Genomic DNA, 16,604 nt, shown 5'->3' with positions numbered 1-16,604 from the left:
ACCCATATATTATATAATCTTCTATAATTGATATTCTATTTTTAATGTGTTATAATTGCTGCAGGTACTTAAAGCTAATTGGCAATGAATATAACTTTATATTATTATATTTATTTTGGATTTAAACTTTTAAATAAATTAGGAGGTAAAGTAATGAAAATTGAAAAGCAGTTAGAAGTTATTAAGCGTGGTGTTTCAGATTTAATTGGAGAAGAAGATTTAGTAGAGAAGTTAAAGGAAGCGGCAGAAGAAGAGCGACCACTAAAGGTAAAGTTAGGATTAGATCCCACTGCACCTGATATTCATCTAGGTCATACGGTTGTGTTACAGAAGTTAAAACAGTTTCAAGAAATGGGACATAAAGTTTATTTATTAATTGGAGATGTTACTGGTCAGATTGGAGATCCAACAGGTAAGTCCGAAACTAGAAATCAGTTGTCAGAAGAAGAAGTAAAGGTAAATGCTGAAACCTATAAAGAACAGATGTTTAAGATTCTAGATCCTGATAAGACAGAAGTGGTTTTTAATAGTCAGTGGTTTGGAGATATGGACTTTATTGATGCTATTGAGCTATCTTCTCAATATACAGTGGCTAGAATGTTAGAGAGAGATGATTTTGCTAATCGGTACCAGAATAATCAGCCAATTAGTATTCATGAATTCTTTTATCCATTATTACAAGGTTATGATTCAGTAGCAATGGAGGTAGACGTAGAGCTTGGTGGAACAGATCAGAGATTTAACCTATTGGCAGGTCGGAAATTACAGAAAGAATATGGTCAGGACCCACAAGTAATTATTATGATGCCTCTATTAGAAGGCTTAGATGGCGTTAATAAGATGAGTAAGAGTAAAGATAATTATATTGGTATTGATGAAGAACCAAAAGATATGTATGGTAAGACAATGTCTTTACCAGATGATTTAATTGTTCGTTATTTTGAATTAGTAACTGACACTTCTTTAGAAGAGTTAGAAAGTATTAAAAAAAGTCTAGCTAATGGTGGTTTACATCCAATGAAAGCGAAAAAGAAGTTGGCTAGACAGATTGTAACAGAGTATTATAATCAAGAGGATGCAGAGCAGGCAGAGAAGGAATTTGAAAAAGTCTTTAAGCAAGGAGGGACTCCTGACGATATGCCTGAGATTGAAATTAGTAAAGATCAATTAGAAGATGGTGAAATATGGATTGTTAAGTTGGTAGCTGCTACTGGATTTGTAGATAGTAATAGTCAGGCTCGTCGTATGATTAAACAAGGTGCAGTTAGAATTGATGATGAAAAGTATGAGAAGATTAATATAGATTTAAAAGTAGAAGATGGTATGGTAGTTAGAGTAGGTAAGAAGAATTTTGCTAAAATAATTATAAAATAGATGCACAAAATCCGCCCTTAACTAATAGAATGTTAAGGGGTGGTAGATATGTTTTCTAGTCTTTACCGTTGGATAAAAATTATGTTAATAATATTTTTAGTTCTCTTTATTATAATTATTGTAGTTATTGAAACAACTTTACAGCCAGTATTACATAGTATCTGTAAGACAACAGTAACAGGAATTGTAACTACTGTTATCAATGAAGCAATTAATCAACAAACAGATACCTTATCCTATAATGATTTAGTCAGTATTCAGACTAATCGAGCCGGAGAAGTTATCTTAATGCAGCCTAACTTACAAATAGTTAATGATCTATCTTCTAATATTACTTTATCTGTGCAGAGAGCTATTGAAAGTATAAATGATAGATCTGTAAAGATACCTATCTCTCAAATTTTTGGGGTAGAAATTTTATCTAAATTTATACCTTCCTTACAGGCTAAAATAGTTCCTTTTGGTTCGGTAGAAAGTAACTTAATTGATAAATTTGAATCAGTAGGAATCAATCAAACTAAGCATAAAATTTATTTAAAGATTACTTCTAGAGTTCAGGTAATTGTTCCTATGATAAGCACTGATATTAAGGTTAGTACTGATGTGCCGTTAACAGAAGCTGTGATTGTAGGGCAGGTACCTCAAGTATATGTTGGGGTAGAGAAAGGATTATTTGATAATAAGAAATAGAAATAGTAGTAGAGCAGGCTAAATTAGCTTGCTCTTTTATTTTTTTGATAAGTATTTGTAATAGGTTATTTGCTAATGATAAATAATAAGATTATCAAGAAAATACTAGTTTTTAGGAGTGGGGAGACTGAATAATAAAGAGAAGAGAGCAATTATTATATTATTAGTCACTGTTGTTTTTTATTTTTTATATCAGGTTAAGAGTATTTTATTTCCCTTTTCATTAGCTATTTTACTCTCTTATTTATTGAATCCAATAATTGATAAATTAGTCAATCATGAGATGCCTAGATTAGGGGCATTAGTTTTTGTCTTTGGGATATTAATTACTCTATTTATGTTTGTTTTTATAACCATTATACCAACTATGATCAATGAACTAGAAACTTTAACAAATAGATTACCTTCTTACATAGGTAAAATAGATAAGATAATAAATCTAGTCAACCAACGTTACCAACAGTTTGATATTCCACCAGCTTTAAATGACATTTTAGAGCGAATGATGTTAAGGATAAAGGAGTTTAGTTTGAATTTTATTGACCGTACTAGCCAGGTTATATTAGAGCTATTATCAAGGTTGTTTAGTTTAATAATGGCACCTATTTTATCATTTTATATACTTAAAGATTTAGATTTGATCACTGATTATTTTTGGTCTATTATTCCTCACCAGTATCAATCTGAGATAAAAGAGCTGATGACTAGAATTGATCAAGGTTTAGTCGGTTTCTTTAAAGGACAGTTAATAGTTAGTCTATTGGTAGGGGTCTTATCAACTGTTATTCTTTATTGGTTAGAAGTAAAGTTCTCTTTATTAATTGGGGTGTTAGCTGGTATTTTTAATGTAATTCCTTACTTTGGGCCCTTTTTTGCTGCTTTTATAGCTGGTCTAATTGCTTTTGGGGAGTCTATAAAATTAGGGCTAAAGGTTGTTTTGTTATTCTTTGTTATTCAGCAGGTAGAAGGGAATATTATTTCTCCTAAGATTATGGGAGAAGAAGTAGGGTTGCATCCAATTATTATTATCTTTTCTCTATTGGCAGGAGGTGAGTTGTTGGGTATTATTGGAATGTTAATTGCTATTCCAGTAGCTATTATTGTTAAAGAGTTACTTCATTACCTACTAGTTGAGATATTGACTTCTGTTGACAATAGATAGTATTTCTAGTATCATATAAGGTAAGTTTCTTTACTTGTTATTTATAATGGATAGAGTATATTATTAAGTAAATGTAACTTTAAATAGGGAATGTTACTGATATAAAGTAGCACTTTATATCAAGTTGTGAGCTGTGTGTAGATGTTCTTTATCACGAAGAGTTTCTATGAAACTCGTAGGGTGAGCCGATTCAAATTCAAAACCATAGATATATTTTAACGTCCTAAAATATAGGAATTATCAGGATTTCAACTTTGAAGTTAACGGTTTTGAATCTGCTGATAGCATACAGCACATGATTGTGTCACTTCTAGTGACACGCTATAGCAATAATGTATAGTTTATAAATAATAAAGCAATTTAATGTTCGGGAGGTTATGAATAATGGATAGTAGTCAGATACGTCAGAAGTTTTTGGATTTTTTTTGAAGAGAAAGAACATAAGATTCTACCTAGCGCTTCATTAGTTCCACAAGATGATCCTACTTTATTATGGATTAATGCTGGAATGGCTCCTTTTAAAGATTATTTTTCTGGAAGTGCTACTCCCCCTAAAAGTAGAGTAACTACTTCTCAAAAGTGTATTCGAACCAATGATATTGAGAATGTAGGTCAAACAGCAAGGCATCAGACTTTTTTTGAGATGTTAGGAAATTTTTCTTTTGGAGATTATTTCAAAGAAGATGCTATTAAATGGGCTTATGAATTTTTAACTGAAGTATTAGAACTTGATGTAGATAAGTTTTGGATTTCTATCTATAAAGATGATGATAAGGCTTATAAAATCTGGAGAGAAGAGATAGGAATTTCAGCTGATAGAATTGTGCGAATGGATAAGGATGAGAATTTTTGGGAGATTGGAACTGGCCCTTGTGGACCTTGTTCTGAGATTCATTATGATCGAGGAGAAGAGTATGGTTGTGAAGATGGCTGTGAATTAGGTTGTGACTGTGATCGATATTTGGAAATTTGGAATCTAGTCTTTAGTCAGTATAATAAAACTGAAGATGGTGAATATTTAGATCTACCACAGAAAAATATAGATACTGGAGTAGGATTAGAAAGACTAGCTTCTTTATTACAAGATAAGCCAACTAATTTTGAAACTGATTTATTTATGCCTTTAATTGAGTATATAACTTCACATTGTGAGCTAGAATATGGTCAATCAGAAGAGACTGATGTAGCTATTAAAGTGATTGCTGATCATATTCGTAGTGTAACTTTTGCAATTGGTGATGGTGCTTTACCTTCTAATGAAGGAAGAGGTTATGTAGTAAGAAGATTGATTAGAAGAGCAGTTCGTTATGCTAAAATGTTGGATTTAGAGATTCCATTTTTGCATCAACTTGTCTCTATAGTGGTTGACATTATGGGCCAACATTATAATAAGGTAGCTAATAAGCAAGATCAGATTGAGAAAGTTATTGAACAAGAAGAGCTTCGTTTCCAAGAGACATTAGAGCAAGGTATGAATATTTTAGAGGATCTAATCTCTGAATTAGAGGAAGAAGACAAGACTGAAATTCCAGGTAAGCAGGTCTTTACTTTATATGATACATATGGTTTTCCTAAGGAATTGACTGAAGAGATTGCTGCTGAAAAAGGATTAACTATTGATGAATCAGGCTTTACAGAAGCTATGGAAGAACAGCGACAACGAGCTAGAGAGGCAAGAGAAGATTATGATCAGGGACATAGTGAGCTTGAGTTATTTAAGTCAATTCGAAAGAATGTTGAAATGACTGACTTTGTTGGATATGATGATCATCAAGTAGAGACTGAAGTGTTAAGTTTAGTCCAAGATGAAAAGGAAGTTAAGACAGTACAAGCAGGTCAACAAGCAAAACTTATCTTAGCTACAACACCTTTCTATGCTGAAGGAGGAGGTCAAGCTGGAGACCAAGGTAGAGTTACTTGGGATACTGGTCAAGCTAAGGTAGTTGATACTGAAGAAATTGCTGAGTTGACTGTTCAACAGATAGAAGTAGAAGAAGGATGTCTAACTGTAGAAGAGAGAGTGACAGCTACTATTAATGAAGATTTAAGAGCAGCTACAGCTCGAAATCATACAGCTACTCACTTATTACATAAGACATTAAAAGAAGTTTTAGGTGATCATGTGAACCAGTCTGGTTCTTCAGTAACGCCTACTCGCTTAAGGTTTGACTTTACTCACTTTGAAGCTATGACTCAAGGAGAGTTGGCCCAGATAGAAGAGCAGGTCAATGACTTTATTTTAGATAATTTAGGTGTAGAGGCTGATGAGATGGCTCTAGAAGAAGCTAAAGCAGTAGGAGCTACTGCTTTATTTGGTGATAAATATGATAGTCAGGTTCGAGTTGTTAAAGCTGGGGATTATAGTAAGGAACTATGTGGTGGTACTCATGTTGATGCTACAGGTGAGATTGGTCTCTTTAAGATAGTCAGTGAATCAGGGGTAGCTGCTGGTGTAAGGAGAATTGAAGCAGTAACTGGCAAAGCAGCTTTAGATTATTTAAAGAAAAAAGAAGATACAATTACTACTCTAGCAGATAAGTTAAAGGCTAATCCCAATGAAGTAGTAGCCAATGTAGATAAATTACAAAACCAAATAAAGGATTTAGAGAAAGAGATTGCTAGTCTAAAGGATAAGCTAGCTGCTTCTCAAACTGATGATTTAGTAGGTCAAGCCCAAGAGATTAATGGAGTTCAAACTATTTTACATAGTGTAGAAGGCTTAGATGCTGATGGATTACGTAAAATGGGAGATGAATTAAAGGCAGAGTTAGATTCAGGAATCATTATTTTAGGTTCTAAATTAGAGAATAAAGTATTATTTGTAGCAATGGTTACCCAAGATCTAATTGAGCAAGGTTATCAGGCTGGTCAAATGATTGGTGAAGTAGCTAAAGTTGCTGGTGGTGGCGGTGGTGGTCGTCCAGATATGGCCCAAGCGGGTGGTAGTAAGCCAGAAAAATTATCTGCAGCTTTAGAGAAAGCAGAAGAAATTATTAAGTCTAATGCATAAATAATGTTAAATTTAGTAGACTATTACTAAGTCTGGGGTGAGATAAATGAATGATTTTGATAAAACAATGATGTTTAGAGTAGATAAGGAAGAAGAGAGCGAAGTAGCTAAGATATTAAAAGAGGTTTATCAAGCCTTAGAAGAGAAAGGCTATAAGCCTATTGATCAGATTGTTGGTTATATATTGTCAGGAGACCCAGCTTATATTACCAGTCATCAAGATGCTAGAAGTAAAATTAGACGTTTTGAAAGAGATGAAATTATTGAGGAATTAGTTAAGAGTTATCTACAAGATTAGATTATAACTTGGAGTGGTTAGATGAAGAAATTTATCTATAGCCTACTTATATTACTGTTTATAGTCTTAATTTCTAATTTAGCTATTGCTCAGGATGATAGTAAGTTTGTATTATTTATTTTAGATGGAGTTAGTATAAATGAAATTCAAGAAGTTACAACTCCAAATTTAGATGAAGTAATAGCTAAAGGTGCAGTAGGGCTGATGAATGTCAAGACTGCTGGTGGTTTAGAACCTAAAGATGCTTATTTAACTATTGGTAGTGGAGATCGGGCTAGGGCTGGTAGAGCAGGTTATTTAAATTTCAATGTAGGAGTAGACTATCAAGAGACTGCAGTTGAAGATATATATAGTAGGCGAATAGATAAGTTTCCTATAGGAGATATTGTTAATTTACAATTGACTAAAGTAAAAGCTACTAATCGTACTAGTGATTATCAAGCTCAAGTTGGTTACTTAGCTAATTCATTGCAAGAGGCTGATTTACAAGTAACAGTATTAGGTAATGCTGATGTTAAAGGACAACCACGGCGCCAAATAGCTTTGATTGGTATAAACAAATATGGAGTAGTTAAACAGGGGGATGTTGGTCAGCAAATGTACCGTCAAGCTGATCAGCATCCCTCTGGTTATATAACTAACCAAAGTTATTTAATGAAACAATTTAGATCTTTTTGGAGGCAGAGTGATCTGTTAGTTATAGAGTCTGGTGATACATCACGTATTGAAGCAGTTGATCATCTATTGACTGATAAAAAATTTAAAGAAACTAAGAGATCAGCAATCAATAGAGCTGATAAATTATTAGGTCAGATTTTAGAAGAGATTGATTTAGCTACTGATTATTTATTAGTAGTAACTCCTACTCCAGCTAAAAAAGCCAGAAGGAGAGGTAATAAGTTAACTTTGGCCACCTTAGTTGGCCCACAAGTCAAGAATGGGTTATTGACTTCGGCAACTACAAGACGTTTAGGATTAGTTACTAACTTAGATATAGCTCCTACTATTTATCAGGCTTTGACTTCTTCTGTTCCAGACTTTACTGGACGTAGTATTTCTAGTGTTACTAGTAATCAATCACTTTCTTATCTGACTAAATTAAATAGAATGATTAGAAGGACTTTTGCTTGGCGTCCTATTGTAGTTAAGGGATTTATATTACTACAGATTATTACTCTAGTATTAGTAGGAGTTAGTTGGATTTATAAGTTACAGAATAGTTTATTAGAGAAGATTATTACCTATCTTTTAATTAGTTTACTATGGATTCCCTCTTTATTTCTTCTTTCAAGTTTATTTATTGAGCTTAGTATTGAGTTAACAATTATAATTTGGTTAGGAGTTAGTCTGTTATTGGCCCATTATACCTTACAGTTAGATAATGAATTAATTCCTTTTTTAGTTCCAGCTTTAGTGACTGCTGGATTATTAGTAGTTGATTTATGGCAAGGTGGTAAGTGGATCAAGTTATCTGTATTAGGATATTCTCCAGTCATTGGAGCTAGATTTTATGGTATTGGAAATGAATTTATGGGTATTATAATTGGAGCAGGTATTATTGGCTTAACTGGTCTACAGGAGTTAAACTTTAAGTTATTTAATAGATATCTATTATTATTTTTTCTATTATTGGTTGGAACAGTTGGTTATCCTAAGTTAGGGGCCAACTTTGGCGGATTAATTACAGCTACTATAGTAGTTACTGCTACTTATTTTTACTTACAAGGTTATGAACTTAACTGGCAAATCTTATTAAAGATAGGATTAATTGTATCCTTAGTAGTTTTAATAGTTGTTATAGTAGACCTATCTAGTGGCTTAAAGACTGAGACCCATTTGGCCCATACTTTATCTTCTATAAAAGAAGAGGGGATCAGTAAGTTATTCTTAATTATTTACCGTAAATTACAGATGAATTTGAAATTATTACGTTGGACAATCTGGAGTAGAGTATTACTTGCTTTCGTTATCATTTTAGTCATTCTATTTAAATGGCCACAAGGTAGAATTAGATCTTTAGTTAATAATTATTCTAAATTAACTGCTGGTTTTAGAGGATTAATAGTAGGGAGTATAGTAACTATGTTAGTCAATGATTCAGGAGTGGTTGCTGCAGCTACTTTGCTATTATTTCCAATCTTTACTCTTTTATATCTAGTAATTAATTGTGAATTCAATTAAAAAGTTCTTGATTTCACTCCTATAAAGCAGGAATTTATTTACAAATGGATAATTCTGTAATAGTAGGAGGTGGTTTTAATTTTTTCAATCTTAAATAATATTTTTAAAGATGAACAAGAAGGACCTAATTACCGGATTGCTTTAGACATTGGTACAGAGTATATTAAAGCAGTAGTTGTTAAGTTTGATGATGGATATATCTGCGAAATAATAGGTTATGGACGGGTAAAGCAGGCTTACACTAATATGGAAGGAGGAGCTATTTCTGATATTGAAGATGTAATCAAGAGAAGTTATGAAGCAATCGAAGTAGCAACAGAGATGGCAGAAGTAGAACCAGAGGAGATTGTAATTGGTATAGCAGGAGAATTTGTTAAAGGAGTAGTAACTAATTTAGAACATAAACGCTTTCTTTCAAAGAGAAAATTGAAGAAAAAAGAGTTAGATAGTTTGGTTCAGCAGGCTCAAAAAGAAGCATTATCTGAGGCAGAAGACAAATTACTGGCTGATACAGGTTTAGATAATGTTAAGATGCAGCTAATTAATTCGTCAGTAGTTGAAATAAAGTTAGATGGTTATAAGATTACTAACCCTGAAGAGTTTCAAGGTAAAAATCTAGAGTTGACTGTATTTAGTACCTTTGCTCCTTTAGTTCATGTAGGAGCTTTGCAGACAATAGCAGATAGGTTAAATTATAAATTAGTAGGTATTGTTGCTGAACCATTTGCTATTGCTAAAAGTATTATGAGTAATGAAGCCTATGAGTTTGGGGCAATAGTAATTGATATTGGTGGTGGAACGACAGATATTGCTCTAATTAGAAATGGAGGTATTGAAGGAACTCAGATGTTTAGTTGGGCTGGACGAGCCTTTACTAAGACATTAGCTAGAGAGTTTAATTTATCTTTAGAAAAAGCTGAAGAGTTAAAATTAGAGTATTCAGCGGGTAATCTAGAAGAAACAGATAGAATAGAACAATTGCTGCAGAAGGATTTAAATCTATTATATGAAGGAGTTGAAGTTGCATTAGATGAATTGGCCCAAGCTGAAGCCTTACCACAAAAGATATATTTATGTGGAGGAGGGAGTGCTTTAAGTGGTTTATTTGATGGCATTCAACAGCGAAAGATGTATGAAAATCTTCCTTTCTTTAAGAAACCAGATATTAAGCTGTTGACTGCTAAAGATATTACTGGAGTTGATGATAGAACAGATAAGTTAGTTGGAACAGAGAATGTAACACCTAAGTGTTTAGCCTTGCAAGCAACAATGATTCAAGAGAGTTATGAAACTAGCTTATGGGATAAGATAGCAGTTACTTTAGGATAGGAGGTGAGCAATCTGGAAGATTATAGTAAGATTTATATTGATCCTGAAGAATCATTAAATGCTTTATTAGAGAAGATTAAAACTGATCCTAAAGATAAATTGGTAATTATTATTCATGATAGTTCTGCAATTTTTAGTGGGCAAATTAATATTAAGTTAATAAAAAATTATGCAGATAGGGTAGAAAAAGAACTGATTTTTATAACTAATATAGATAAGACTAGGAATTTATTAATTAATTCTGGTTTTGATGTATATTCAGACTTAAGTGTTTTTGAAAATAATCAGCTACCTACTGTAGAATCTGCTGCTAGCCAAGAAGGACAAATAATAGCAGTAGCAGATAAAGATTCTGAACAAAGGAAAAGCATAATGAAGAGATTAACTCTTCTTTTAACTTTATTTTTAGTAGCTGGAGGAGTTTGGTTTTACTTTGCTCTTCCTTTTATCACTGTAGAGATTACTCCTATACTCAAAGATAAGATAGTGGTCAATCAGATTACAGGAGTAACCAAAGCAACTAATATTGATATCCAAAATAAAACTATTCCTTTAATAAACAAAGCAGTAGAAGTAGAAAAGAAAACTAAGGTACAAGCTACAGGTAGTAAAAAAATGGGGGTGGCTCGAGCCACAGGTGTTTTAACATTGATTAATAACCAGCGTAAAGATATTAAGATTCCTAGAGGAACAGTAGTTAGTACTAGAAATGGAGTTCAATTTAGAACATTAAAGCAAGTAACTGTACCTGAAGCCCAAGTGAATAAATTTATGGATATGGTAGTAGGAATGAAGGCTGGTAAAGCAGAAGTAAATATTGAGGCCATACATAAAGGAGTAGTAGGAAATATTAGTAGGGCTAGAATTGTTAAGTTTGCTAAAGAATCTTACCCAGTCAAAATTGTTAATCCTGAGCCTACTGAAGGAGGTAAAGACCGTTTAGTTAGTGTTATTACTAGAAATGACATAGAACGAGCTTTAAAGAAAGCTAAAGCTGATTTATCTGTTAAGGGAAGAAAGAGATTAATTGATAAGTTTGGTTCTAATTTAATTTATTTTAAGGATAATATTGAATTTAGCAAACCAGTACTAAAGCCTAATAGAGAAGTTGGAGATTTGGCCCAAGAATTATCAGTTGTAGGAAGAATTAAAGCTAAAAGTTTTGCGGTTAAAAAGGAAGGACTAAAGGATTTAGTCTTTAAGTTATATAAAAGGGAATTAGGTAGTAAGTATAAACTCAAATCATCTCAAATTGCAATTAAAGAGATTGAAGTGGAAGATATAAATCCTAAAAAGGTTAGATTCAAGATAAAAACCAAGGGCCAAGTAACAGGATCTATAGATAAAGAAAAGATTATTAAGCAGCTTAGAGGTAAGAAGGCTGTAGTAGCTAAAAAATTATTAAAGAAGGAAGAAGAAATAGCTGATTATCAGATTGAACCAGACAATCAAGTTAATCTTCCTGAATTTAAATTTGGGATTGATTTAGTAATTAAGGAGCCACTTAGGGAGTGAAGTAATTTATGAGAATTATGGGCTTAGATGTAGGAGATAAACGAACAGGGGTAGCAATGAGTGATCCACTAGGGTGGACTGCTCAAGGTAAGACTGTAATTGAAGATGAAACTTTAAAAGAAGAACTGGATTATATAATTTCATTAGTGGAAGAATATAATGTAGACGAAGTAGTAGTGGGATTACCTAAGAATATGAATGGTAGCTTAGGTCCTAGAGCCCAAAAGGTTCTATCTTATGTAGACAAATTGAAAGGAAGACTTAGCATCCCAGTTATTACTTGGGATGAGCGTCTTTCAACAGCAGCAGCAGAAAAGACTTTGATTGATGCAGATATGAGTCGACAAAAGAGAAAGAAGGTTATTGATAAGATGGCTGCTGTAGTAATTTTACAAAATTACTTAGATAGTCAAGACGATTAATAGTTAACAGTGTACAATATACAGTTGACAGTTAAAATCTAGGTTAAATTCAAAATCTCTGTAATTTTATATATATTAATTATTAAAAAAGTTTGGTTTTGTGGTTTTAACTGTAAATTGTAAACTATACACTGATATAAAGTATCATTTTATATCAAGTTGTTAGCTATGAGTTATGAGTAGATTTTATAAGGATAGGTTTTGAATTAGCTCATAACTCACGACACATGACTCACGACTAAAATAAACAAGAGGTGATTATTATGGCAGAAGAAGGATTAATTAAATTAATTGATGAGGAAGATGGTATAGTAGTCTTAGAAGAGGATAATGGGGAACAAAGGAGATACGAAGTAGTAACTATTTTGGATGTTGAAGATAATTCTTATTTAATCTTGATGGAAGAAGATGATGAAACAGGAGAAGGATATGCTCTAAAGGTAGTTAAAGATAAAGAAGGAAATAAGGCTTACCGACCTGTAGTAGATGAAGAAGAATTAGTCAGATTACAAGAGGAATTAGCAGAAGACTAAATCTAAAGAAAGTAGATTTTTTAATTTGAATTTACCCCCTAGAGAGTATAGAAATAGTCTATTTAGGCAATGCTATTGATAGAAGAATAAAATTTAGGGGGGCTTGATATGTTATTGTCCGAGTTTATTTTAGAAGATAAAAACTTTCGAGTTGAAGGAACTACTCACGCTTTAGAAAGAATGGAAGAAAGAGAAGTCGATAAAGAATTAGTAGCTGCTCTTGTTCTGAGTTTAGATGAGAAACTACTAGAGTATAATGATACAGGAGAAGAAGTGGCTATTATCGATCAGGAGCATGACTTGGCTATTATTATTGAAGTTAGAGAATTTAAAGCAGTTGTAATTACTGTGATTAATAAGTCTAATATACATATCAAGGATGGTACTCAACTTGAAGAAATAGCTTAAAAAAACACCTTGGATCTATTATGGTCCAAGGTGTTTTTATTATTACTTTATTTGCTAAATGAAATAATATACTTTATAATAGAGGAAGAAATATTTAAAAGGGGTTGTCGTAGGATGACTACTACAAGATATACTTCAAGAGTTGCTATTTGGTTAATTATACTAATAACTGTCCTTGGATCTTTCTATATAGGATATCAATTATTCCAACCTAAGAATCAATCAGATATAAAAGAAGAAGTTATAGTTATTAAATCTGGCAGGTCATTAGGAAGTATTGCAACTAGTTTAGAAGAGAAGAATTTAATTAGAAATTCTTTTATATTTAAACTATACTTAAAGATTAGAGGTCTAGAAAAAGAACTTAAAGCTGGATATTATAGATTAAACTCAGGAATGTCAATGTTAAGTATTATTGATAAGTTAATCAAAGGTGAGACTGCTAATTATAAGTTTACTATTCCTGAAGGGATGACAGTAGAAGAGATTGGAACAAAGTTAACTAAATATGATTTAGATAGGGGTAAGTTTTTGCAGTTAGTTAAGAAAGGTACTGTAAAATGGTTATCTAGAAAGAAGAAGATATTATATAATTTGGAAGGTTTCTTATTTCCTGAAACTTATCATCTGCCTTATGGTAGTTCAGAGCAGGAGATTATTGAGATTATGTTACAGCAGTTTAAAGAAAAAATAACAGATTTAGAACCTCAAATTAAAGAGAGTAAGTATAGTCTACGACAAATAATTACTATTGCCTCTTTGGTTCAAGGTGAAGCAAAGTTGAAAGAAGATATGAGATTGATAGCTAGTGTAATTTATAATCGTTTAGAATTAGGAATGAAGTTACAATTAGATGCTACAGTACAGTATGCTCTAGAAGAGAGAAAGAGTAGGTTATTATATAGTGATTTAGAGGTGGATTCTTATTATAATACATATCAATATTTTGATTTGCCACCTGGGCCAATAAACAATCCAGGTTTAGCAGCTATTAAGGCTACTTTGGATCCAGCAGATACAGATTATTTATATTATGTTGCTACTAAAGATGGCAAACATAAGTTTACTAAAACATATCAACAACATCTTAAAGTGCAAGAAAGATTAAAAGAGGATTAATCAGTAAATAATAAGCTTAGGATTAAACTTAACTAGAAATATAGGGAGGATTGTAATGAGTAATATTATTCAGGACTGGATTATTGACTATTTACGAGAAGAACAACAACCAGTATCTGAGGAAATCAAAGAGGTTGAGGAGTTGGCCCAAGAGAAGAATATTCCTATTATTGAACGAGAAGTAGGTAATTTACTACAGTTATTAATCAAGTTACATCAACCCCAAAGAATTTTGGAGTTAGGTACAGCAGTTGGATATTCTACTCTCTGGATGGCTGAAGACTATTCTAATGAACTAGTAACTATTGAACTAAAAGAGCGTGATGCTAAGGTAGCAGAGAAGTTTTTTACTGATTTTGGCTATGATAATATTGAATTATTAGTTGGAGATGCTCTAGAAGTAATGCCTAATCTAGAAGGCAAATTTGATTTTATCTTTATTGATGCTGCTAAAGGACAGTATATGAACTTTTTAGAAGAAGGATTAAAGTTATTGACTGATGGTGGAGTAATTGTAGCTGATGATGTTTTATTTAAAGGAATGATTGCTGATGATCGTTTCTATCATCCACGTTATAGTACCTTAACAAAAAGATTACGAGAGTATGTAACTACAGTAATGGATGACCAACGTCTTAGTTCATCTATTATTCCCCTAGGAGATGGAGTAGCAATTAGTGTAAAAGATAAAATAAAGGAGGAGAAATAAATGGAAGTACCTGAATTACTTGCCCCTGCTGGAAGTTTAGAAAAATTAAAGATTGCTGTCCAGTATGGAGCAGATGCTGTTTATTTAGGCGGCCAACACTATGGTTTACGGGCCAAAGCCAAAAACTTTACTCTAGAACAGATGGAAGAAGGTATTGAGTATGCCCATCAAGAGGGAGTCAAAGTTTATGTAACTATTAACTTAATTCCTCATAATGAAGATTTAGAAGGACTAGATGAATATATTGAAGAACTAGTTGAGTTAGGTATTGATGCAGTTATTGTAGCCGATCCAGGTGTCTTTTCTATTGTCAAAGAGGTTGCTCCTGATTTAGAGATTCATATTAGTACTCAAGCTAATAATACTAACTGGCGCAGTGCTCAGTTTTGGAAGGATCAAGGTGCAGAGCGGGTGATATTGGCCCGGGAATTATCTTTTGACGAGATAACAGAAGTTAGAGATAAAGTCGATATTTCACTTGAAGCCTTTATTCATGGAGCTATGTGTATCTCCTATTCTGGTCGCTGTTTACTTAGTAACTATATGATTGATCGTGATGCTAATCGTGGTGAATGTGCCCATTCCTGCCGTTGGCAGTATACACTAATGGAAGAACAACGTCCAGGTGAATACTATCCAATCTATGAAGATGACCAAGGAACTTATATCTTTAACTCTAAGGATTTATGTATGGTTAGACATATTCCTCAATTAGTTGAGTCAGGGCTAGATAGTCTAAAGCTTGAAGGTCGAATGAAGAGCTTACATTATGTTGCTACAGTAACTAATGTCTATCGTCGAGCCTTAGATGCTTATGCCCAAGACCCAGAAGGGTATGAATTTAAAGAAGAATGGTGGACTGAGTTAAAAAAGATTAGCCATCGCTTATATACAACAGGGTTCTATTTTGAGAGACCAGCAGGTAGTGAACAGAACTACGATGGATCTGGTTATTCACGTGACTATGATTTTATGGGTATTGTACGTGATTATTTACCAGAGACAGAAGAAGCCGTTATTGAAGTTAGAACGAAATTCTTCCAAGGAGATGTAGTTGAGATCTTTGGCCCAGAGACAGATACTTTTGCTACCAAATTAGAATATATAAAGAATGAAGAAGGGAAAGAGATACCAGATGCTCCCCATCCTCATCAATTAATAACAGTAAAAGTAGGACAACAAGTTGAAATAAATGATTTAGTTAGGAGGAAGAAGGAGGAAGAATAATGAGCAAACCAGTTTTAATTGGAATTACAGGCGGTACTGGCTCAGGTAAAACTACTGTAGCAGAAACAATTATGGAAGAGTTAGGAGATAAGAATATTTCTATGATTCAACAGGATTCTTATTATAAAGATCAGAGCCATTTAGATTTTGAAGAAAGAAAAGAGACTAATTACGATCATCCTTTTGCTTTCGATACTGATCTATTATTAGAACATCTTAATCAGTTATTAGATGGAGAAAGAATTAATAAGCCAGTTTATAGTTTTAAGCGTCATACTCGAACTAATAAGACAATACCAGTTGAATCAAAAGAAGTAATTATTTTGGAAGGTATTTTAATTTTAGAGAATGAAGCAATTAGAGATCTATTAGATATTAAAGTCTATGTTGATACAGATAATGATGTTCGTTTTATCAGACGTCTATTAAGAGATATTGAAGAACGAGAAAGAACTATGGATTCAGTTGTTAATCAATATCTTGATGTAGTAAGACCAATGCATCAACAATTTGTAGAGCCAACTAAAAAGTATGCTGATGTAATTATTCCTGAAGGTGGTTATAATAAAGTAGCAGTTGATTTGTTAATCACTAAAATTAAAGCTTTAATTAAGGAGTTAAATTAGA

15 protein-coding genes are annotated in these 16,604 nt (G+C 32.7%); all 15 read left to right on the top strand.

The features are described from left to right. Positions 1–153: 153 nt before the first annotated feature. Positions 154–1,374, top strand: a complete 1,221-nt coding sequence (tyrS, locus tag ACYQ39_RS05290) for a tyrosine--tRNA ligase (RefSeq protein ID WP_459840931.1) — start codon at positions 154–156, stop codon at positions 1,372–1,374. Between the two features lie 48 nt (positions 1,375–1,422). Continuing rightward, entirely contained in the window at positions 1,423–2,064 is a 642-nt protein-coding gene (gene yunB / locus ACYQ39_RS05285; RefSeq protein ID WP_459840929.1) for a sporulation protein YunB, read from the top strand. Between the two features lie 118 nt (positions 2,065–2,182). After that, the gene (locus tag ACYQ39_RS05280; RefSeq protein ID WP_459840927.1) at positions 2,183–3,226 is read left to right on the top strand and encodes an AI-2E family transporter; all 1,044 of its coding nucleotides are present in this window, start codon (positions 2,183–2,185) and stop codon (positions 3,224–3,226) included. 388 nt (positions 3,227–3,614) lie between these two features. Continuing rightward, a complete protein-coding gene (gene alaS / locus ACYQ39_RS05275) occupies positions 3,615–6,236 on the top strand; it encodes an alanine--tRNA ligase (RefSeq protein ID WP_459841658.1) in 2,622 nt (873 codons plus the stop codon). Between the two features lie 46 nt (positions 6,237–6,282). After that, positions 6,283–6,534, top strand: a complete 252-nt coding sequence (locus ACYQ39_RS05270; RefSeq protein ID WP_459840926.1) for an IreB family regulatory phosphoprotein — start codon at positions 6,283–6,285, stop codon at positions 6,532–6,534. A gap of 21 nt (positions 6,535–6,555) precedes the next feature. Beyond that, positions 6,556–8,715, top strand: a complete 2,160-nt coding sequence (locus tag ACYQ39_RS05265) for a hypothetical protein (protein WP_459840924.1) — start codon at positions 6,556–6,558, stop codon at positions 8,713–8,715. A gap of 69 nt (positions 8,716–8,784) precedes the next feature. After that, complete coding sequence (locus tag ACYQ39_RS05260; protein ID WP_459840922.1) at positions 8,785–10,044, top strand: cell division FtsA domain-containing protein; 1,260 nt, start codon at positions 8,785–8,787, stop codon at positions 10,042–10,044. Between the two features lie 3 nt (positions 10,045–10,047). Beyond that, positions 10,048–11,559, top strand: a complete 1,512-nt coding sequence (locus tag ACYQ39_RS05255) for a baseplate J/gp47 family protein (RefSeq protein WP_459840920.1) — start codon at positions 10,048–10,050, stop codon at positions 11,557–11,559. Between the two features lie 8 nt (positions 11,560–11,567). After that, positions 11,568–11,981: a Holliday junction resolvase RuvX gene (gene ruvX / locus ACYQ39_RS05250; protein WP_459840918.1), complete on the top strand. Its 414-nt coding sequence runs from the start codon at positions 11,568–11,570 to the stop codon at positions 11,979–11,981. 263 nt (positions 11,982–12,244) lie between these two features. Continuing rightward, positions 12,245–12,514 carry a DUF1292 domain-containing protein gene (locus ACYQ39_RS05245; RefSeq protein WP_459840916.1) on the top strand — a complete coding sequence of 90 codons (270 nt, stop codon included), beginning with the start codon at positions 12,245–12,247 and terminating at the stop codon, positions 12,512–12,514. Between the two features lie 108 nt (positions 12,515–12,622). Beyond that, entirely contained in the window at positions 12,623–12,922 is a 300-nt protein-coding gene (locus ACYQ39_RS05240) for a DUF4258 domain-containing protein (protein WP_459840915.1), read from the top strand. A gap of 114 nt (positions 12,923–13,036) precedes the next feature. Beyond that, positions 13,037–14,041 carry an endolytic transglycosylase MltG gene (gene mltG, locus ACYQ39_RS05235; RefSeq protein ID WP_459840913.1) on the top strand — a complete coding sequence of 335 codons (1,005 nt, stop codon included), beginning with the start codon at positions 13,037–13,039 and terminating at the stop codon, positions 14,039–14,041. A gap of 55 nt (positions 14,042–14,096) precedes the next feature. Continuing rightward, a complete protein-coding gene (locus ACYQ39_RS05230) occupies positions 14,097–14,750 on the top strand; it encodes an O-methyltransferase (protein WP_459840911.1) in 654 nt (217 codons plus the stop codon). After that, complete coding sequence (locus tag ACYQ39_RS05225; protein WP_459840909.1) at positions 14,751–15,977, top strand: peptidase U32 family protein; 1,227 nt, start codon at positions 14,751–14,753, stop codon at positions 15,975–15,977. It abuts the gene before it with no gap. Then, a complete protein-coding gene (udk, locus tag ACYQ39_RS05220) occupies positions 15,977–16,603 on the top strand; it encodes a uridine kinase (RefSeq protein ID WP_459840907.1) in 627 nt (208 codons plus the stop codon). Before ACYQ39_RS05225 ends, udk begins: the two co-directional genes overlap by 1 nt. Position 16,604: the final 1 nt, after the last annotated feature.

The sequence above is a fragment of the Halanaerocella petrolearia genome, from assembly GCF_054657875.1.
This window is presented reverse-complemented; position numbering and strand designations above follow the sequence as displayed.